Annotated in this window: 18 protein-coding genes and 2 tRNA genes; 11 read left to right on the top strand and 9 right to left on the bottom strand. The window is 67.3% G+C overall.

Annotated elements, in window-relative coordinates:
• Positions 1-1221 (top strand): ABC transporter ATP-binding protein (locus ACTJKF_RS12080; RefSeq protein WP_440623771.1); only part of this gene is annotated, 1221 nt, incomplete at its 5' end.
• Positions 1222-1294: 73 nt separating this feature from the next.
• Here ACTJKF_RS12080 and ACTJKF_RS12085 read toward each other — a convergent pair.
• On the bottom strand, positions 1295-1789 hold the full coding sequence (locus tag ACTJKF_RS12085) for a hypothetical protein (protein ID WP_440623772.1): 495 nt from the start codon (positions 1787-1789) through the stop codon (positions 1295-1297).
• A complete protein-coding gene (locus ACTJKF_RS12090; RefSeq protein WP_440623773.1) occupies positions 1786-2337 on the bottom strand; it encodes a hypothetical protein in 552 nt (183 codons plus the stop codon). Before ACTJKF_RS12090 ends, ACTJKF_RS12085 begins: the two co-directional genes overlap by 4 nt.
• Positions 2338-2625: 288 nt before the next feature.
• On the opposite strand from ACTJKF_RS12090, the gene ACTJKF_RS12095 reads away from it, so the two are divergent.
• From ACTJKF_RS12095 to ACTJKF_RS12105, 3 genes are all read left to right on the top strand, one after another.
• Positions 2626-2823 carry a hypothetical protein gene (locus ACTJKF_RS12095; RefSeq protein WP_440623775.1) on the top strand — a complete coding sequence of 66 codons (198 nt, stop codon included), beginning with the start codon at positions 2626-2628 and terminating at the stop codon, positions 2821-2823.
• Positions 2824-2973: 150 nt separating this feature from the next.
• A complete protein-coding gene (otsA, locus tag ACTJKF_RS12100) occupies positions 2974-4395 on the top strand; it encodes an alpha,alpha-trehalose-phosphate synthase (UDP-forming) (RefSeq protein ID WP_440623776.1) in 1422 nt (473 codons plus the stop codon).
• A complete protein-coding gene (locus tag ACTJKF_RS12105) occupies positions 4388-4969 on the top strand; it encodes an AAA family ATPase (protein WP_440623777.1) in 582 nt (193 codons plus the stop codon). The genes otsA and ACTJKF_RS12105 overlap by 8 nt, the downstream gene beginning before the upstream one ends.
• A gap of 31 nt (positions 4970-5000) precedes the next feature.
• Here the strand turns inward: ACTJKF_RS12105 and ACTJKF_RS12110 are convergent, their stop codons facing one another.
• Positions 5001-6368, bottom strand: a complete 1368-nt coding sequence (locus ACTJKF_RS12110) for an MFS transporter (RefSeq protein WP_440623778.1) — start codon at positions 6366-6368, stop codon at positions 5001-5003.
• 182 nt (positions 6369-6550) lie between these two features.
• Positions 6551-6931, bottom strand: coding sequence for a DUF5594 family protein (locus ACTJKF_RS12115; RefSeq protein ID WP_440623779.1), 381 nt, complete (start codon positions 6929-6931; stop codon positions 6551-6553).
• A 156-nt stretch (positions 6932-7087) separates the two neighbouring features.
• On the opposite strand from ACTJKF_RS12115, the gene ACTJKF_RS12120 reads away from it, so the two are divergent.
• Complete coding sequence (locus ACTJKF_RS12120; protein ID WP_440623780.1) at positions 7088-7450, top strand: hypothetical protein; 363 nt, start codon at positions 7088-7090, stop codon at positions 7448-7450.
• A 215-nt stretch (positions 7451-7665) separates the two neighbouring features.
• On the opposite strand, the gene ACTJKF_RS12125 is transcribed toward ACTJKF_RS12120, so the two are convergent.
• Positions 7666-8001, bottom strand: a complete 336-nt coding sequence (locus tag ACTJKF_RS12125) for a hypothetical protein (protein ID WP_440623781.1) — start codon at positions 7999-8001, stop codon at positions 7666-7668.
• A gap of 143 nt (positions 8002-8144) precedes the next feature.
• On the opposite strand from ACTJKF_RS12125, the gene eco reads away from it, so the two are divergent.
• On the top strand, positions 8145-8645 hold the full coding sequence (gene eco / locus ACTJKF_RS12130) for a serine protease inhibitor ecotin (RefSeq protein ID WP_440623782.1): 501 nt from the start codon (positions 8145-8147) through the stop codon (positions 8643-8645).
• 207 nt (positions 8646-8852) lie between these two features.
• Here eco and ACTJKF_RS12135 read toward each other — a convergent pair.
• From ACTJKF_RS12135 to ACTJKF_RS12145, 3 genes are all read right to left on the bottom strand, one after another.
• A tRNA-Met gene (locus tag ACTJKF_RS12135) sits at positions 8853-8929 on the bottom strand.
• A 229-nt stretch (positions 8930-9158) separates the two neighbouring features.
• Positions 9159-9233 (bottom strand) — tRNA-Arg (locus tag ACTJKF_RS12140).
• A gap of 148 nt (positions 9234-9381) precedes the next feature.
• Entirely contained in the window at positions 9382-9564 is a 183-nt protein-coding gene (locus ACTJKF_RS12145; protein WP_034190709.1) for a rubredoxin, read from the bottom strand.
• 195 nt (positions 9565-9759) lie between these two features.
• Between ACTJKF_RS12145 and ACTJKF_RS12150 the strand changes: the two genes are divergently transcribed.
• From ACTJKF_RS12150 to ACTJKF_RS12170, 5 genes are all read left to right on the top strand, one after another.
• Entirely contained in the window at positions 9760-10164 is a 405-nt protein-coding gene (locus ACTJKF_RS12150) for a DUF4399 domain-containing protein (protein ID WP_440623783.1), read from the top strand.
• A gap of 228 nt (positions 10165-10392) precedes the next feature.
• Positions 10393-12342 (top strand): ATP-binding cassette domain-containing protein, encoded by a 1950-nt coding sequence (locus tag ACTJKF_RS12155; RefSeq protein ID WP_440623784.1) that lies wholly within the window; start codon positions 10393-10395, stop codon positions 12340-12342.
• A 241-nt stretch (positions 12343-12583) separates the two neighbouring features.
• Positions 12584-14566, top strand: coding sequence for a DNA topoisomerase IV subunit B (locus ACTJKF_RS12160; protein WP_440623785.1), 1983 nt, complete (start codon positions 12584-12586; stop codon positions 14564-14566).
• A 224-nt stretch (positions 14567-14790) separates the two neighbouring features.
• A complete protein-coding gene (gene parC / locus ACTJKF_RS12165) occupies positions 14791-17112 on the top strand; it encodes a DNA topoisomerase IV subunit A (protein WP_440623786.1) in 2322 nt (773 codons plus the stop codon).
• A gap of 247 nt (positions 17113-17359) precedes the next feature.
• The gene (locus ACTJKF_RS12170; RefSeq protein WP_440623787.1) at positions 17360-17818 is read left to right on the top strand and encodes a CopD family protein; all 459 of its coding nucleotides are present in this window, start codon (positions 17360-17362) and stop codon (positions 17816-17818) included.
• Positions 17819-17880: 62 nt separating this feature from the next.
• Here ACTJKF_RS12170 and ACTJKF_RS12175 read toward each other — a convergent pair whose 3' ends face one another.
• On the bottom strand, positions 17881-18765 hold the full coding sequence (locus ACTJKF_RS12175) for a LysR family transcriptional regulator (protein WP_440623788.1): 885 nt from the start codon (positions 18763-18765) through the stop codon (positions 17881-17883).
• Positions 18766-18826 lie beyond the last annotated feature (61 nt).

Consider the following 18826-nt stretch of genomic DNA (forward strand, 5'->3'; position numbering starts at 1 on the left):
CTGCTCGTGCTCGACGATGCGAACCTGTCGCTGCGCGAAGGCGAGATCGTCGGGCTGCTCGGCCGTTCCGGCTCGGGCAAGTCCACGCTGCTGCGGATCATCGCCGGCCTGATCGAGCCGACCGGCGGTGAGGTGACCTATCTCGGCAAGCCGCTGGACGGCCCGGCCGAAGGCGTCGCGATGGTGTTCCAGACGTTTGCGCTGTTCCCGTGGCTGACCGTGTTGCAGAACGTGGAAGCCGGGCTGGAGGCGCTCGGCGTCGGCGCGCGCGAGCGGCGCGAACGCGCGCTCGCCGCGATCGACCTGATCGGTCTCGACGGCTTCGAGAACGCGTATCCGCGCGAGTTGTCGGGCGGGATGCGCCAGCGCGTGGGCTTCGCGCGCGCGCTCGTCGTCGACCCGACGATCCTGCTGATGGACGAGCCGTTCTCGGCACTCGACGTGCTGACGGCCGAGACGCTGCGTACCGACCTGCTCGACCTGTGGACGCAAGGCCGGATGCCGATCAAGTCGGTGCTGATCGTCACGCACAACATCGAGGAAGCGGTGTTCATGTGCGATCGCATTCTGGTGCTGTCGTCGAACCCGGGCCGCGTGATCGCCGAGATCAAGGTGCCGTTCAAGCATCCGCGCAACCGGCTCGACCCCGCGTTCCGCAAGCTGGTCGACGACATCTACGCGAAGATGACGGCGCGCCAGACCGGCGAGGCGACGAAGAAGGGGCTGGAGCTCGGCAGCTGGCTGCCGCAAGTGTCGACCAACCTGATGGCCGGCCTGATCGAGACGCTCGCGATGGCGCCGTATCACGGCCGCGCGGACATGCCGGAAATCGCGCGCACGCTGCATCTGGAAGTGGACGACCTGTTCCCGATCGCCGAAGTGCTGCAGTACCTCGGGTTTGCGGACGTGCGGGAAGGGGACGTGTTCCTGACGCCGCCGGGGCGCGTGTTCGCCGAATTCGGCACGCAGGAGCGCAAGCTGATGTTCGCCGATCATCTGCTGAAGCACGTGCCGCTCGCCGCGCGGATCAAGAAGGTGCTGAACGAACGCCCGGGCCATCGCGCGCCGCGCGTGCGCTTCGAGCAGGAGCTGGAGGATTTCCTGTCGGACGGCGCGGCGGAGGAAACGCTCGACGCGGTGATCGACTGGGGCCGTTACGGCGAGATCTTCTCGTACAACGACCAGACCGAAATCTTCAGTCTCGAGGACGTCGAGTCCTGAGCCGGTGCGCCGGGCCGTGCGGCCCGGCATCCGCATGCGTGGCGCTCGCAATCAGGCGCCGCGCATCGCATCGTTACTGCAAATTGCCCCACCGGTCGACGGCCGGTTCCGCCGACGCCCACTTCCAGTGCGTGCCTTGCTGGCACGCATTCGCGAAATACCAGTCGGCCTTGTCCCCGTCCTTCACCGAGAAAGCGAATTCCTTGCACAGCGCGAGCGCCGTCGAATACGCACGCGCCACGCGCACCTCGCCCTCGCCGTTTTCCAGCGGCAGCGTGTTCTGCACCTTCCACGGTTTCACTTCGCCGACGGCCAGGCTGCCGGCCACCTTCGCGATCGCGTCCTGCTGGTTCTGATGGAGCTGCTTCATCGTGCGGTTGACGGCCTCGTCGGTTGCCGCCTGCACGGCAATTCCGACCCCGACGCCGACGGCCGGGTTCGCGGTGACGAGACCCGTCGCCGCGCCGGCGAGTGCGCCGCTTGCCGCGCCGACCGATCCGCAGCCCGACAGCGCGGCGGTGGCCGCGCACAGCGCGCCGATCGCCGCGATACGGATCGCGATGCTCATTGCAGCGCGCCCCAGCGTTCGGTCGCGGGTTCTGCCGACGCCCATTTCCACACGGGGCCGTCGCGGCAGATCGTGGCGACGTAGAACGCCGATTGCGCGACCTTGTCGGCCTTCGCCGGCGTGTCGACCGCGAACACGATTTCCTTGCAGTCGAGCGGGCCGATGCTGATCATCCGGCTGACGGTCACGCGGCCCTGTTCGTCGTCCTCGATCGGGAACGAATGGTGCGTCGACCACGGCGCGACGCCGCCGACGTCGAGCGGACCGGCCGCCTTCGCGATCTGTTCCTGTGTGTAGCGGTGTGCGACGCGCTGCGTGTACTGGACGCCCGCACGCGCGCCGGCAACGGCGCCGAGGCCGATGCCCGTCGCGACGGCGGCATTGTTGGTGACCTTGGAGGCGATCGCGGCGCCCGCGATGCCGGCGCCGGCCGTCGCGCCTTCGCTGTACAGCGAATTGCAGCCGGACAGCAGGGCGGCCGTGGCGAGCGTGGCCAGCACGATGCGCGCCGGCATGGCCCGGCGCGGCGGTTCAAAACGAATGTTCATCCCTGAGTGCAAATCCTGTCTGGGTGAGCGGCGACGCATGCGCGCCCCCTTGCCGCGTCATTGTTTCGCAATTGTCATAGGAAAACTGCAAAGCTCTGACAAATCGCCGGCCGGCGGCACGCGCGCGTATGCGCGGCGCTATTGTCGGACAAGTGGCTGGTTCGGGGTCGAAACGTTACAAATTGAAGGCAATTGTTACCTCGGCATGCAAGGAACCGACCTAGACTGTTTTGTTATGGAATGTTTCTACGACGGCTCCGAGCCGCGCGCCATATGAGACACCCAGTCATGCGCCGTTCGAAACGGCTTGCTCACCGGCCAGCCGATGCGGGTGCCGACCGCCCGCGCCCGCCGACCGACGCGCCGGGCGCAACGCCAGCCGGTGCACCCGACGAGACGCCGTCCGACGGCGATCACAACCAGGGCGGCGCACGCCCGGAAGGGCTCGACTATCAACGCGACCTCGGTCAGGAGCAGGACGCTTGATCCCGTCGTCGTTGCATTCCGCCATCGCATTTCATTGCACGTCTGGTCGCATCGCTCACATCTGAATCGCCGCGCGACTGCCTTCGGGCCGTCGCGTCCGCCTTGGCGCGCGTCGCGCGTCATCCAATCGAATCGAGGAGGGGAAGCCGCATGAGCAGATTGATCGTGGTATCGAACCGTGTCGCCGCCGGCGAGGACACGCGCCCGAGCGCAGGCGGCCTCGCGGTCGGCGTGATGGACGCGCTGAAGGACACCGGCGGCGTCTGGTTCGGCTGGAACGGCGAGATCGTCGGCACGCCCGACGCCGCCCCCGCGATCCGGCAGGACGGCAACGTCACGTATGCGACGGTCGGGCTGACCCGGCGCGACTACGATCAGTACTACCGTGGCTTCTCGAACGCGACACTGTGGCCGGTGTTCCATTACCGCGGCGATCTCGCGCGCTTCGACCGGCAGGAGTACGCGGGCTATCTGCGCGTGAACGCGATGCTTGCGAAGCAGCTCGCCGCGCTGCTGAAGCCCGACGACCTGATCTGGGTGCACGATTATCATCTGCTGCCGTTCGCGCATTGCCTGCGCGAGCTCGGCGTGAAAAATCCGATCGGCTTCTTCCTGCACATTCCGTTTCCGTCGCCCGACCTGCTGCGCGTCGTGCCGCCGCACGAGGAACTCGTGAAGTTCATGTGCGCGTACGACATCGCGGGCTTCCAGACCGATGCCGACAAGCAGGCGTTCACCGACTATATCGAGCGGCGCGGGATTGGTGCCGCGAGCGACGACGGGATGCTGCATGCGCACGGCCGCGTCGTGAAGGTCGCCGCCTATCCGATCGGCGTGCATCCGGATGCGATTGCCGAAGCGGCCGTCCAGTACGGCTCGCGCAAGCCGGTGAAGATGCTGCGCGACGCGCTCGACGGCCGCAAGCTCGTGATGAGCGTCGACCGGCTCGACTATTCGAAGGGGCTCGTCGAGCGCTTCCAGTCGTTCGAGCGGATGCTCGCCAACGCGCCGGGCTGGCAGGGGCGCGTGTCGCTCGTGCAGATCGCGCCGCCGACGCGCGCCGACGTGCAGACCTACCAGCGCATTCGCGAAACGCTCGAAGGGGAGGCCGGCCGCATCAACGGCCGCTTCTCCCAGCTCGACTGGACGCCGATCCAGTATCTGAACCGCAAGTACGAGCGCAACCTGCTGATGGCGTTCTTCCGGATGTCGCAGGTCGGCTACGTGACGCCGTTGCGCGACGGGATGAATCTCGTCGCGAAGGAATACGTCGCATCGCAGGATCCGGCCGATCCGGGCGTGCTCGTGCTGTCGGAATTCGCGGGCGCGGCGGCCGAGCTGACCGGTGCGCTGCTCGTCAATCCGTACGATCTGTCGCAGATGGCCGATGCGCTCGAGCGTGCGTTGTCGATGCCGCTCGCGGAGCGGCAGGCGCGGCATGAAGAGAACCTCGCGCGGCTGCGCGAGAACGACCTGTCGGTCTGGCGCGATACGTTCGTCGCCGATCTGCGCAGCGTCGCGGCCACCGCGTCGGTCACGCAGCGCGCGGGCCGGCGAGTCGCGCATGTCTGAGCGCAGGCAGACGGGCGGCGGCGCGGACGATGCGTCGGCCCGCTTCTTCGTCGTCACCGGCGGCCCCGGCTCGGGCAAGAGCACGTTGCTCGATGCGCTCGAGCGTGCCGGCTTTGCGCGCTCGCACGAGGCCGGGCGCGGCGTGATCCGCGACCAGATGGCGATCGACGGCCCGGCGCTGCCGTGGCGCGACCGGGCCGCGTTCGCCGAACTGATGCTGAACTGGGAGATGCGCTCGTATCATCTCGCGCGGTGCGCGCGGGGGCCCGTGTTCTTCGATCGCGGCGTGCCGGACGTGATCGGTTACCTGCGATTGACGGGCCTCGCGGTGCCCGCGCATGCGGACGCCGCGGCGCGGCGCTTCCGTTATCACCGGCGCGTGTTCATCGCGCCGCCGTGGCCCGAGATCTATGTGCAGGACACCGAGCGCCGGCAGGATTTCGCGGAAGCCGTGCGCACCTACGACGCGATGGTCGACTGCTATACGGCGTACGGCTATCGGCCGATCGAACTGCCGCGCGTGAGCGTGGCGGCGCGCGTGCGCTTCGTGATGGACGCGCTCGACGGCGCGTGAGGCGCGGGTTCGCAGGCGATGCGTGGCCGCGTCACGTTGCCGCGTCGGGCCGCGGCGACGCGATGCGCAGCATGCTGACCACCGCGGCGACTGCCGCGAACACCGTGGCGACGTAGAGCGCGATCGTCGGCCCGCGCTCGGGCACGAGTCCGAAAATCAGTGCGACGAGCGCGGCGCCGAGCGTCTGGCCCGTCAGCCGGGCCGTGCTCAGCATCCCGCCCGCGCCGCCGCTGCGCTCGCGCGGCGCCGACGACAGCATCGCGCGGTTGTTCGGCGACTGGAACAGCCCGAAGCCCGCGCCGCACAGCGCCATCCGCCACACGATGTCGACGGTGCCCGGGTGCGCGCCGATCGTCGCGAGCGACAGCAGGCCGGCCGCGAACAGTGCGAGCCCGATCCCGCCGAGGATGCCGGCCGAGTAACGATCCGACAGCACGCCGGCGAGCGGCGCGGCGAACACGATCACGAGCGGCCACGGCGTCATGTAGAGGCCGGTTTCGACCTGCGAGAAGCCGAGCGAATTCTGCAGCCAGAACGGCAGCGCGACGAACGCGAGCATCTGCGACGTGAACGACGCGACCGACGTGCAGATCGATAGCGCAAACATCGGGATGCGCATCAGGTCGACCGGCAGCAGCGGCGCCGGCTGCGACAGCTGCCGCTTCACGAAGAAGTAGCCGACACCGAACGCGACCGCCAGCTCGGCCGCGACGTACGCGTGGCCTTCGCCGTGACCGAGGCCGTCGACGGCCATGAGCAGCAGGCCGAACACGCAGGCATTCATCAGCGCGCTCGGGATGTCGTACGGTGCGTCGTGCAGCGGGTTGGCCGGCAGCGCACGCATGCTGCCGAATACCGCGGCGATGCCGATCGGCACGTTCACCGCGAACAGCCACGGCCACGACGCGAACGACAGGATTGCCGACGCGACCGTCGGGCCGATCGCCGACGACAGCGCGACCACCATCGCGTTGATCGACAGCCCGCGCCCGAGCATCGACGTCGGATAGATCATCCGCACGAGCGCCGCGTTGACGCTCATGATGCCGGCCGCGCCGAACCCCTGGATCACGCGCATCACCGCGAGCGTCGGCAGCGAGCCGGCGAGCGCGCAGCCGAGCGACGCGGCGGTGAAGAGCGCAAGACCTGCGATATAGATGCGGCGATAGCCGACGCGCTCGCCGAGCGACGCGAGCGGCAGCAGCGTGATCGTGACCGCGAGCTGGTACGCGTTGACGATCCAGATCGAGGCGGCGTCGGACGCGTGGAGATCGCGTGCGATCGTTGGCAGCGCGACGTTCGCGATGGCGCCGTCGAGCACGGCGAGCGTGATGCCCAGTGCGACGCAGGCGATCGCCCAGTAGCGTTGCGGAAGCGGCAGGCCGGTATCGGCGTTCATGACGGAGCGAAGGCGTGGTTGTCCGCGTTTGGGGGCCGGTTGCGTGCGCAACCATGCTCGCGGGTGGCGGCGGCGGTGAATGACCCGGCCGGCAGCGCGGCACCGGCGCGGGACCGGTCGAGTGTATCACCGGGCCGTATTGCGCGACGCCGGCGCAACCGGCCGCCGGCTGGCGCGTGCATTCAGCCTTCGAAGTCCAGGCCGCCGAGCCGCACGAGCGGGTCGGCCTGCGTGCGCGACGCGAGATCGATGTCGCGCGCACCTTGCCATGCGCTCAGCTTTCTCGGCAGCGCGCTCAGGTAGTGCTCGAAGCGTGTCGCGCCGTCAGGCTGCATCAGCCGTTCGATTTCGTCGGTGTCCCAGGTCAGCTCGAGGTTCAGCGGATGCACGAAGCCGCTCACGTGTTCGTGCGGCGCGCTGCGGATCTGCACGCACGTCGGGCGCCCGTGCCCGCCGTACGGGACGACGTCGGCCCGGACGTGCTCGGTGAAGAAGGCGGCGATCGCCTGCGCAATGCGCGGCGCGAATTCGGTATCGAAACGGCGGGCGGTTTCGGGCTGCATGAAGGCGTCTCCTGTGTGCCGAAAATCGTAGCACGGCAGTGCCGCGTTTCGGTGAGCGAGATACCCGTAATGGCGCGTTACCACTTGCTGCATCTATTACGGCCGCGGGCAGCCACAATGCATCGCATCCAGTGCCACTTCGCGTGGGAGTCCATCATGAAAAAGATTGCCGCAGTATGTGTTCTCGCCGGTTCGCTCGCGGTGGCGGGGCCGGCGTCCGCGCATGGCCGCGACGGGGGCGCCGTCATCGGCGCGCTGATCGGCGGTGCGGTGCTCGGCGCGATCGTGACTTCCGCGATGAATCCGCCGGTCGCGTACCAGGCGCCCGTGTATCAGGCACCGGCGTATCAGCCGCCGACGTATTACCAGGCGCCGGCGTACCAGCAGCCGGCTTATCCGGCCTACCAGCAGGCGCAGTACCAAGACGACGGCCCGAACTATTGCTACGACCGCTACCAGCGCGCGTACGTGTGCGGTGCGCCCGTGTCGGGTGGCTATGCGCAGCCGGCCGGCTGGTGAGCGGTGAACGGTGAATGACCCGTGAGTGACCCGATTCGGCGCCGCATGGCCGGCGCCGATTGAACCCTCGGTTCGCGGGACGACACAACAGAATGACAAAGGCCCTCGCACGATGCGAGGGCCTTTGTCATTTTGCGGACGCCGGTTGTTGCGCGCCGTGCGGCGATCGTATGCGGCCGCGGGCGGATACAAACGGTTGCAATTACGGTAGCGGATCAGTGCTCCCGACCGCCGCCGTCGCCGTGGCCGCGCCCGCCGCCGCCTTCGTTCCAGTCGCCGCGGCGTCCGCCGCCCCCGCGTCCCCAGCCGCCATGGTCACCGCGATCGCGATCCCCGCGGCGGTAGTCGCGGTGGCCGCGGTCCCAGTCGCGTCCACCGCCGCCGCCCCAGATATTGACCGTCCCGTAGACGGGCGCCGCCCCGTAGGCCGGCCCATACGCGTAGCCGGGATCGGAATAGTAGGGCTGTCCGTAGCCGTATCCGGCGTCCGGACCGACGACGCAGCCCGCCAGCAGCGTGGCGACGCCGGCGGCAGCAATGAGCTTCAGCATGATGTTCTCCGTTGATTCCCCTATAAATACCGCGCGCGGAGATCGCCGACTGTTTGCAATTGTGTCGTTAAATTACGGTGCCGTAAGGTCTTGCGGCGAAAGTGTTAGCATCCGGGGCCATTTTGTTTATCAGGAGCACATCGATGAAATTCGCGATCCGGGCCGTCCTGGCCGCCTTTTGCGTGACGACCGCCGCCGCCTGCGCGGCCGGGCCCGCATCGGCGCCCGCCGTTTCGGCCGAGTCGATCAAGATGTTCCCGCAGCCGGCGGCCGGCCAGCAGCGCGCGGTGATCGCGCTGCCCGCGCTCGCGAACGAAGGCGACGCGCGCGTCGAGCTGATGATCGGCAAGACGTTGCAGACCGACTGCAACCAGCAATGGTTCGGCGGCGAGCTGACCGCCGAGGACGTGAAGGGCTGGGGCTATACGTATTATCGGTTGACCGACGTGAAAGGGCCGGCGTCCACGCTGATGGCCTGCCCGGGCCAGGCGCCGCAGCAGCGGTTCGTGCAGGTGCGTGGTGACGGTCAACTGCTGCGCTACAACAGCCGCCTGCCGGTCGTCGTGTACGTGCCGGACGGTTTCGACGTGCGCTACCGCGTCTGGCATGCATCGAAGGACGTGCAGCACGCAGTGGCGCAGTAACGCACCGGCGCGGAGAGGCGAGGACGCTTGTCGCGTTCGTCGCCGGGCCGAATCATTGCCGGTGTTCGTACGCTGGAAAATATTCGGGGTTCTACGCAATATTCGGCGCATGTCCTCGGCGATCGGGCCAGGTGCGGTTGGGTGTCGCATGCAATGTCCGCAAACGACAAAAAGCCCGCTTGCTTTCGCAGAGCGGGCTTCGGTATTTGGTTGCGGGGATAGGATTTGAACCTATGACCTTCGGGTTATGAGCCCGACGAGCTGCCAGACTGCTCCACCCCGCGGCGCGTAGTGTACTCACGTGGATACGGGGAGTCAATTCATTTGTGACATTCGTTGAACGGGGCTCGCGATGCGTCGGACTGCACACGTCGTTTGGATGTGTGCATCACTTGCTCGCGTTGGCTGGCATGCAGGCGGCTATCTCGGGCAACGATGCAGTGTAATAGTCCAGGGCAGCACAAGGCTGTGCGCGACTTTTTGGGCAAACTTGGGAAGTGTTGGGAACTACGATGGTCCCCCCGACAGGAATCGAACCTGTATCTAGCGCTTAGGAGGCGCTTGTTCTATCCATTGAACTACGGGGAGGGCCATGTCCGCGATTCCGCGTGCAGAAGACGCGAACGGGACGGCGATGTGGACAGCGCGCAGAGTATAGCAAACGCGCGGCGCGTCGGCGGGGCGGAATGCGCACCGACGCGCGTATCGCGTGATCAGCCGCGATCGGAGCGGAGCATCAGAAGTCGACGACGACGAAATCTTCCTTGCCCACGTCGCATAGCGGGCAGCGCCAGTCGGCCGGAATGTCGGCGAAACGGGTGCCGGCGGCGATGCCCTCGTCGGGCAGCCCTTCCGCTTCGTTGTAGACCCACCCGCAAATCAGGCAGACCCAGCTCTGGTATTCGGTTACTTCGCTCATGTGACGCTCGGGATAGGAAAGTCGTGACGCCGCCCGCAGCGTAGCCGGCGGACGAAAGGCGCAATGGTACCGGAATTTCGCCGAACGCCTCCGCAACGTCGTTTTAAACGTACGCATCGCGAACAGCGATCGACATCGCGCGTGCGGGGCACGCAGTGTATGCTTCGTGAGCCTTTCAATCTGAAGGAGAAAACGATGCTCAACAAGAAATGGATCGCAGGTGCGATGTGTGTCGCGGCACTGGCCGTGTCGACGCTCGCGCGTGCCGAGGCGCGCGTGTTCTTCGTCGAGCCGCAGGACGGCGCGACGGTGTCGAGCCCCGTGCACGTGAAGTTCGGTCTCGAAGGCATGGCGCTCAAGCCCGCCGGCGACATGACGCCGGACACGGGCCACCATCACCTGCTGATCGACGGCAAGCCGGTGCCGAAGGGCGACGTGATCCCGGCCACCGAGCACTCGCTGCATTTCGGCAAGGCCCAGACCGAAACCGACGTGAAGCTGCCGCCCGGCCAGCACACGCTGACGCTGCAGCTCGGCGACGGCGCGCACCGTTCGTACGGCCCCGAGCTGAGCTCGACGATCACGGTCAACGTGAAGTAATTGCGCGTCCCGCATGCGGGCGCCCGGTCGGCAAGCACCGGCCGGATGCCTGCTACCGGCCCGGCGCACGCCGAAGTGCGGCATGCCGGGCCCGTCCGCCGTACGTCCCGGCATGCCGCCGCGGCACGAACAGCGCCGCGCACCGGCCTAGTCCATCCGGTCATCCCGGTGCAGGCGTCCGCCACCGGTACAATGGGCGCTTCCGATTTCTCTCTTCGCCGTCTCCCCATGTCGCTTTATTCCATTACCGGCGCGCAACTCGCGTTCGGTCACGTCGCGTTGCTCGATCACGCGGACTTCTCGCTGGAAGCCGGCGAACGCGTCGGCCTGATCGGCCGCAACGGTGCGGGCAAGTCGTCGCTGCTGACGATCGTCGCCGGGCTCGCGAAACCCGATGACGGGCTGATCACGCGCCAGCAGGAGCTCGTGACCGTCTACGTGCCGCAGGAGCCCGAATTCGAACCCGGCGCAACGGTGTTCGACGCCGTGGCATCGGGGCTCGCGCACACGCGCGAAGTGCTCGAAGAATACGATTCGATCGCGCACCGCCTCGCGGATACCCCGGAAGGCGCCGAGCACGACGCGCTGCTCGCGCGGATGAACGCGCTGCAGTCGTCGCTCGACGCGCACGACGCGTGGAACTGGCGCACACGCGTGTCGATGACGCTCGCGCAGATCGGCCTGACGGACGGCGACGCGCAGGTCGATGCGCTGTCGGGCGGGATGCAGAAGCGCGTCGCGCTGGCGCGCGCGCTGGTGCTGCAGCCCGACGTGCTGCTGCTCGACGAACCGACCAACCACCTCGACTTCGACGGCATCCGCTGGCTGGAAGAGCTGCTGGTCTCGCAGCGCGCGGGCCTGCTGTTCATTACCCACGATCGCGCGTTCCTCGACCGCGTCGCGACCCGCATCGTCGAGCTCGATCGCGGCCGGCTGCTGTCGTATCCGGGCAATTTCTCCGCGTACCAGACGCGCAAGGCGCAGCAGCTCGAAGTCGAGCGCGTGGAAAACGAGAAGTTCGACAAGCTGCTCGCGCAGGAAGAAGTGTGGATCCGCAAGGGCGTCGAGGCGCGTCGCACGCGCAGCGTCGGCCGCATCGCGCGGCTCGTGCAGATGCGCCACGAGCGCGAGGAGCGCCGCAATACGCAGGGCAACGTGAAGCTCGACGTCGCGCAGGGCGAGAAGTCGGGCAAGATCGTCGCGGAACTGACGGACGTCACGAAGCGCTACGGCGACCGCACGGTCGTCGACACGTTCTCGACAACCGTCATGCGCGGCGACAAGATCGGTTTCGTCGGCCCGAACGGCGCCGGCAAGACCACGCTGCTCAAGCTGATCCTCGGCGAACTGAAGCCCGACGCGGGCACGGTGCGCACGGGCACGAACCTGCAGGTCGCGTATTTCGACCAGATGCGCGCCCAGCTCGACCAGGAAAAGAGCCTGGCCGACACGATCAGCCCCGGCAGCGAATGGGTCGAGATCGGCGGCGTGCGCAAGCACGTGATGAGCTATCTCGGCGATTTCCTGTTCGCGCCGGAACGCGCGCGTTCGCCGGTGAAGTCGCTGTCGGGCGGCGAGCGCAACCGGCTGTTGCTCGCGCGCCTGTTCGCGCGCCCGGCCAACGTGCTGGTCCTCGACGAACCGACCAACGACCTCGACATCCCGACGCTCGAACTGCTCGAGGAGCTGCTGGCCGACTACGACGGCACGGTGCTGCTCGTCAGCCACGATCGCGCGTTCCTCGACAACGTCGTGACGTCGGTGATCGCGGCGGAAGGCGACGGCAAGTGGCGCGAATATGTCGGCGGCTTCACCGACTGGCAGATCCAGAGCGAGCGGTCGCAGCAGCTCGCCCAGCAGGAAGCGGCGAAGCGCGCGGTGAAGGAAGCGGCGCCGGTCAAGGAAGACGCGGCGAAAAATGCCGCCGGTCGCAACGCGCAGCGCACGGTGAAGCTGTCGTTCAACGAGCAGCGCGAGCTCGATGCGCTGCCGCAGAAGATCGCGGCGCTCGAGGAAGAACAGAAGACGATCAACGCGCAACTCGAAGATGGTTCGATCTTCGCGAAGGATCCGCAGGAAGGCACGCGCCTGACCGAGCGGTTCGCGGCGATCGACGACGAACTCCTCGCCGCGCTCGAGCGGTGGGAGACGCTCGAGGCGAAGCGCAAGCCGGTCTGACGCACCGCGCCGCGGGCCGGCCCGCGGCGCGGTGCGAACGATCTTGCGATGGCGTGCCACGCGGAACCAGTAAAATACCGCGCGTCCCGGGCAGCGCGTCGCAATCCGCGCGCCCGCTTTCGGAGCAGTCCAAGCACACCGTTGTTTCGATTCGCTTTTTTACGGAACTCAACGTTTTGTCCACGACGTTATCCACGCGAGATGTGGACAACGTCCCGATGAATGACGAAATTCAGCGCCTATGTCAACGAAGAAGCCCAGCGCGGCCTATAGCGAAGCATCGATCAAGGTGCTCAAGGGCCTCGAGCCGGTCAAGCAGCGGCCCGGCATGTACACCCGTACCGAAAATCCGCTGCACATCATTCAGGAAGTCATCGACAACGCGTCCGACGAGGCGCTCGGCGGCTACGGCAAGCAGATCACGGTCACGCTGCACGCCGACCAGTCGGTGTCGGTCGAGGACGACGGCCGCGGCATCCCGTTCGGCATGCACCCCGAAGAAGGCGTGCCGGTCGTCGAGATCGTGTTCACGCGCCTGCACGCGGGCGGCAAGTTCGACAAGGCCGCCGGCGGCGCGTACACGTTCTCGGGCGGCCTGCACGGCGTCGGCGTGTCGGTCACGAACGCACTCGCGACGCGCCTGGACGTCACCGTCTGGCGCGACGGCAAGGTCGCCGAACTCGGCTTTGCCGACGGCGACGTCGTGAAGCCGCTCGCGACGCAAGGCCTCGGCCGCGGCGAGAAGAAATCCGGCACGCGCGTGCAGGTGTGGCCGAATCCGAAATATTTCGATTCGCCGAACCTGCCGCTCGGCGAGCTGCAGCGCCTGCTGCGCTCGAAGGCCGTGCTGCTGCCGGGCGTCGAGGTCGTGCTCGTCAACGAGAAGACCGGCGAGCGCCAGACGTGGAAATACGAGGACGGCCTGCGCGGCTACCTGCTCGACGAAATGAACGGCAGCGAGCTGTTGATCCCGCTGTTCGAAGGCGAGCGTTTCGCCGATTCGCGTTCGGGCGACGATACCTTCGCCGAGGGCGAGGGCGCATCGTGGGTCGTCGCATGGAGCGAGGAAGGCTCGCTCGTGCGCGAGTCGTACGTGAACCTGATCCCGACGCCGGCCGGCGGCACGCATGAATCCGGCCTGCGCGACGGTCTCTACCAGGCGGTGAAGAGCTTCGTCGAACTGCACAACCTGCAGCCGAAGGGCGTGAAGCTGCTCGCGGAAGACGTGTTCGCGCGCGTGTCGTTCGTGCTGTCCGCGAAGGTGCTCGATCCGCAGTTCCAGGGGCAGATCAAGGAACGCCTGAACAGCCGCGACGCGGTGAAGCTCGTGTCGTCGTTCTCGCGCCCGGCGCTCGAACTGTGGCTGAACCAGCACGTCGAGCACGGCAAGAAGCTCGCCGAACTCGTGATCAAGCAGGCGCAGGCGCGCACGCGGGCCGGCCAGAAGGTCGAGAAGCGCAAGAGCTCGGGCGTCGCGGTGCTGCCCGGCAAGCTGACCGATTGCGAGACGGAAGATATCGCGCGCAACGAACTGTTCCTGGTCGAGGGCGACTCGGCGGGCGGTTCCGCGAAGATGGGCCGCGACAAGGAATACCAGGCGATCCTGCCGCTGCGCGGCAAGGTGCTGAACACGTGGGAAACCGAGCGCGACCGCCTGTTCGCGAACAACGAGGTGCATGACATCTCGGTCGCGATCGGCGTCGATCCGCACAGCCCGGACGACACCGTCGACCTGTCGAACCTGCGCTACGGCAAGATCTGCATCCTGTCGGACGCGGACGTCGACGGCTCGCACATCCAGGTGCTGCTGCTCACGCTGTTCTTCAAGCATTTCCCGCAACTGATCGAGCGCGGTCATGTGTGTGTCGCGCGGCCGCCGCTGTTCCGCGTCGATGCGCCCGCGCGCGGCAAGAAGGCCGCGCAGAAGCTCTATGCGCTCGACGACGGCGAACTCGAAGCGATCCTCGACAAGCTGCGCAAGGACGGCGTGCGCGAGACCCAATGGAGCATCAGCCGCTTCAAGGGCCTCGGCGAAATGAGCGCCGAGCAGCTGTGGGACACGACGATGAACCCCGACACGCGGCGCCTGATGCCGGTGAAGCTCGGCGAGCTCGACTACGAGGCAACGGTTGCGCGGATGACGATGCTGATGGGCAAGGGCGAGGCAGCCGCGCGGCGCGGCTGGCTCGAGGAAAAGGGCAACGACGTCGAAGCGGATATTTAGTGCAGTGTTCGACACCAATCGGCACTGATGCGCTGCGCCTTCGCGCCCGTGGCGGCGTCGCAAATCCTCGCGATGCCGCGTGGCATCGCTGCGGTTTGCTTCTTGCCACGAACGCGAATCCGCTGGCGCATCAGCACCGCTTGGCATCGAACACTACACCGCCTCCGCGTGGCCGGACATGACGCCCGGCCCGGTCTCACGCCACTTACGAATACGGAATTCAGATGGACGACAACACTTCCGATCTCTTTGCCAGCCCCGACGCGCCCGAGAGCGATGCGCTGACGCTCGGCAACTACGCGGAGCAGGCGTACCTCAGCTACGCGGTCAGCGTCGTGAAGAGCCGCGCGCTGCCCGACGTGTGCGACGGCCAGAAGCCGGTGCAGCGCCGGATCCTGTTCGCGATGAACGAAATGGGCCTCGGCCCCGACGCGAAGCCGGTGAAGTCGGCGCGCGTGGTCGGCGACGTGCTCGGTAAATACCACCCGCACGGCGACCAGTCGGCGTACGACGCGCTCGTGCGTCTCGCGCAGGATTTCTCGCTGCGCTATCCGCTGATCGACGGGCAGGGCAACTTCGGCTCGCGCGACGGCGACGGCGCGGCGGCGATGCGTTACACCGAAGCGCGGCTCACGCCGATTTCGAAACTGCTGCTCGACGAGATCGACCAGGGCACGGTCGACTTCATGCCGAACTACGACGGCTCGTTCGAGGAACCGAAGACGCTGCCGAGCCGCATGCCGTTCGTGCTGCTGAACGGCGCATCGGGCATCGCGGTCGGTCTCGCCACCGAAATCCCGTCGCACAACCTGCGCGAAGTCGCGGCGGCGGCGGTCGCGTTGATCCGCAATCCGAAGCTCACGCATGCGGAGCTGATGAACCTGATTCCCGGCCCGGACTTCCCGGGCGGCGGCCAGATCATCTCGAGCGACACCGAGATCGCGGCGGCGTATGAAAGCGGCCGCGGCAGCCTGAAGGTGCGCGCGAAATGGAAGATCGAGGATCTCGCGCGCGGCCAGTGGCAACTGGTGGTCACCGAGCTGCCGCCGAGCACGTCGAGCCAGAAGGTGCTCGAGGAAATCGAGGAGCTGACCAACCCGAAGCTCAAGCTCGGCAAGAAGACACTCACGCCGGAGCAGCTCAACACCAAGAAGGCGATGCTCGACCTGCTCGACGCGGTGCGCGACGAGTCGGGCAAGGAAGCGGCGGTGCGGCTCGTGTTCGAGCCGAAGTCGCGCACGATCGACCAGACGGAATTCGTGAACACGCTGCTCGCGTACACGAGCCTCGAGTCGAACGCGACGCTGAACCTCGTGATGATCGGCGCCGATGGCCGGCCGGGCCAGAAGGGCCTGCTGACGATCCTCGACGAATGGGTGAAGTTCCGCCAGCTGACGATGACGCGCCGCTGCCGCCACCGTCTCGCGAAGGTCGACGACCGCATCCACATCCTCGAAGGCCGGATGATCGTCTTCCTGAACATCGACGAGGTCATTCGCATCATCCGCGAGGCGGACGAGCCGAAGGCCGCGCTGATGAGCGCGTTCGGCCTCACCGACCGTCAGGCGGAAGACATCCTCGAAATCCGCCTGCGCCAGCTCGCGCGGCTCGAGAAGATCAAGATCGAGAAGGAACTCGAGGCGCTGCGCGACGAGAAGGCGAAGCTCGAGGAACTGCTCGCGAACGAAAGCGCGATGAAGCGGCTGATGATCAAGGAGATCGAGGCCGACGCGAAGCAGTACGGCGACGATCGCCGCACGCTGATCCAGCAGGAAAAGCGCGCGACGTTCGAGGCGAAGGTCGTCGACGAGCCGGTGACGGTCGTCGTGTCGCAGAAGGGCTGGGTGCGTGCGCTGAAGGGCCACGGGCTCGACCCGGCTGGCTTCACGTTCAAGGCCGGCGACCACCTGTACGCGGCGTTCCAGTGCCGCACGCCCGATCGCCTGATCGCGTGGGGCAGCAGCGGCCGCGTGTACTCGGTCGACGTGTCGGTGCTGCCGGGCGGGCGGGGCGACGGCGTGCCGGTCACGTCGCTGATCGAGCTCGAATCGGGCTCGCACCTGATGCACTACTACGCGGCGCCGGCCGACCAGCAACTGCTGCTCGCGTCGAGCAACGGCTTCGGCTTCCTCGCGAAGGTCGGCGACATGGTCAGCCGCGTGAAGGCCGGCAAGGCGTTCATGACCATCGATGCGGGCGCGGTGCCGCTCGCGCCGATGCCGGTGCTGCCGAATGCGACGCAGGTCGCGTGCCTGTCGAGCGGCGGCCGCTTGCTGGTGTTCGGGATGGACGAGATGAAGACGCTGTCCGGCGGCGGCCGCGGCGTGATCCTGATGGCGCTGGACGACAAGGAAACGCTCGTGCAGGCACTCGCGATCGATCCGGCCGGCGTCGTGCTGATCGGCACCGGGCGTGGCGGCAAGGCGCAGGACGAAACGCTGTCGTACGCGGGGCTCGCGCCGCACATCGGCAAGCGCGCACGCAAGGGCCGCGCACCGGACACGAAGCTGAAGGTCGTCAACGAAATGCGTCCGCTGCTCGGCTGACGCCGCATCCGGTCGGCGGTTCGACCGGCATCGCAGGCCGAACCTTCGCTTTGGCGGGCGGGCGGCCTGTTCCTTTTTGGGCGGCGTATCCAGGTAAGCGAGCGTGGCGCCGTCGCGTGAAACTTGCAAAATATTGTGAAATTCCGCCTAGGGTCTGAACCGAGTCGCGGCGGGCCGGTCGAACGTCGCTCCAGACCGCGTGTGACGCGGCGCTTCGTTGCATTCAACCCACCACAGGATTGCCGCCATGTCCCACGCTGTTGCCGTCGCGCTGTTTCTTCATCTGCTGGCCGTCGCCGTGTGGGTGGGCGGGATGGTCTTCGCGAACTTCTGCCTGCGCCCGGCGCTGTCCGACCTGACGCCGCAGCTCCGGCTGCCGCTGATCGAGGGCGTGTTCGGCCGGTTCTTCAACTGGGTGTCGGGCTCGGTGATCGTGATCCTGCTGTCCGGCGGGTTCCTGCTGATGGAGTTCGGCGGCGCGCATGCGACGTGGACACTGCATGCGATGGCGGGGCTCGGCGTCGTGATGATGCTGATCTTCGGCCACATCCGCTTCGCGCTGTTTCCGCGCATCCGCCGCGCGGTGCAGGCGCAGAACTGGCCCGACGGCGCGCGCGCGGTGAACGGCGTGCGCCTGCTCGTCGTCGTCAATCTCGTGCTCGGCGTCGTGACGATCGGCGCGGCCGTGTTGTCGCGCGGCTTCTGATCGCCGAACGCTGACCTGGCGGCGCCGTTTGGCGCCCGCCGGCGGCGCGGGGCCGCGCACCGCTACGCGGCCAGCATCGCATCGAGCAGCCACGCGCCGGCCGGGCCGAGCGGCCGGTTGCGCGACCACACCGCATCGACCCGCACGCGGCGCGGCCAGCCGCGCGAGCGCAGCTCGCACAGCCGATCGTGCGCGAAGTGCTCGACCATCCAGCGCGGCAGCTCGGCCCAGCCGAACCCCAGCACCGCCATCTCCAGCAGCATCAGATAGCTCGGCGCGAGCCAGCGCTGCGTGCCGACGACGATCCGGTCGTCGGCGCCGCGATCCTCCGGTTTCACATACGTGTTGAGGCGCAGTTCGCGCGCGTCGCGCAGCGCCGCATGCGGGACCTCGGCGTCGCCGCAGGCCGCCAGCGCGTGCGTGCGCCCGACGAACAGCCCGATTTCCGATTCTTCCGCAATCGTCGCCGCGCCGATGTCGGGCGGATAGACGGCGCGCGCGGCCATCAGCCCGAGCTGCGCGCGGCCCTGCTGGATCAGGTCGAGCACGTCCTCATGCTCGGCGATCTGGCATTCGAGCTCGAGCGCCGGAAAGCGCCGCTCGAGCGCCATCAAGGTTTCCTCGTAATGCTTCGACTGATACGTGTCGGACACGACGAGCGTGAGCCGCGCTTCCTCGCCCCGCGCGAGCCGCGCGGCGGTGCGGTCGATCGCGGCGCCCGCTTCCAGCGCGCGCTGCACCTGCGGCAGCAGCGCGCGGCCGGCGTCGGTCAGCGTCGGCGTGCGCGTCGAGCGATCGAACAGCTGCACGCCGAGATCGATCTCGAAATTCGCGATCGCTTCGGACACCGTCGACTGGCGCTTGCCGAGCTTGCGCGCGGCAGCCGTGAACGAGCCGAGCAGCGCGGCTTCGGCGAACGCGAGCAGGGCTTCGGGAGCGTGACGCATACGGCGCACCTCATGGTGTTATATCGGTAAAACCGATGATAATAAACTGGTTTCATACGGT

Source organism: Burkholderia sp. 22313, assembly GCF_052045245.1.
In the GTDB taxonomy this organism is placed as follows: Bacteria; Pseudomonadota; Gammaproteobacteria; order Burkholderiales; family Burkholderiaceae; genus Burkholderia.

Excerpts from the sequence above, each read along its gene's own strand:
- ACTJKF_RS12090 (WP_440623773.1), bottom strand. The coding sequence starts at position 2,337 with ATGAACATTCGTTTTGAACCGCCGCGCCGGGCCATGCCGGCGCGCATC.
- ACTJKF_RS12110 (WP_440623778.1), bottom strand. The coding sequence starts at position 6,368 with ATGAACGCCGATACCGGCCTGCCGCTTCCGCAACGCTACTGGGCGATC.
- ACTJKF_RS12120 (WP_440623780.1), top strand. The coding sequence starts at position 7,088 with ATGAAAAAGATTGCCGCAGTATGTGTTCTCGCCGGTTCGCTCGCGGTG.
- ACTJKF_RS12145 (WP_034190709.1), bottom strand. The coding sequence starts at position 9,564 with ATGAGCGAAGTAACCGAATACCAGAGCTGGGTCTGCCTGATTTGCGGG.
- ACTJKF_RS12115 (WP_440623779.1), bottom strand. The coding sequence starts at position 6,931 with ATGCAGCCCGAAACCGCCCGCCGTTTCGATACCGAATTCGCGCCGCGC.
- ACTJKF_RS12085 (WP_440623772.1), bottom strand. The coding sequence starts at position 1,789 with ATGAGCATCGCGATCCGTATCGCGGCGATCGGCGCGCTGTGCGCGGCC.
- ACTJKF_RS12160 (WP_440623785.1), top strand. The coding sequence starts at position 12,584 with ATGTCAACGAAGAAGCCCAGCGCGGCCTATAGCGAAGCATCGATCAAG.
- otsA (WP_440623776.1), top strand. The coding sequence starts at position 2,974 with ATGAGCAGATTGATCGTGGTATCGAACCGTGTCGCCGCCGGCGAGGAC.
- eco (WP_440623782.1), top strand. The coding sequence starts at position 8,145 with ATGAAATTCGCGATCCGGGCCGTCCTGGCCGCCTTTTGCGTGACGACC.
- ACTJKF_RS12170 (WP_440623787.1), top strand. The coding sequence starts at position 17,360 with ATGTCCCACGCTGTTGCCGTCGCGCTGTTTCTTCATCTGCTGGCCGTC.
- ACTJKF_RS12150 (WP_440623783.1), top strand. The coding sequence starts at position 9,760 with ATGCTCAACAAGAAATGGATCGCAGGTGCGATGTGTGTCGCGGCACTG.
- parC (WP_440623786.1), top strand. The coding sequence starts at position 14,791 with ATGGACGACAACACTTCCGATCTCTTTGCCAGCCCCGACGCGCCCGAG.
- ACTJKF_RS12155 (WP_440623784.1), top strand. The coding sequence starts at position 10,393 with ATGTCGCTTTATTCCATTACCGGCGCGCAACTCGCGTTCGGTCACGTC.
- ACTJKF_RS12125 (WP_440623781.1), bottom strand. The coding sequence starts at position 8,001 with ATGCTGAAGCTCATTGCTGCCGCCGGCGTCGCCACGCTGCTGGCGGGC.
- ACTJKF_RS12095 (WP_440623775.1), top strand. The coding sequence starts at position 2,626 with ATGCGCCGTTCGAAACGGCTTGCTCACCGGCCAGCCGATGCGGGTGCC.
- ACTJKF_RS12175 (WP_440623788.1), bottom strand. The coding sequence starts at position 18,765 with ATGCGTCACGCTCCCGAAGCCCTGCTCGCGTTCGCCGAAGCCGCGCTG.
- ACTJKF_RS12105 (WP_440623777.1), top strand. The coding sequence starts at position 4,388 with ATGTCTGAGCGCAGGCAGACGGGCGGCGGCGCGGACGATGCGTCGGCC.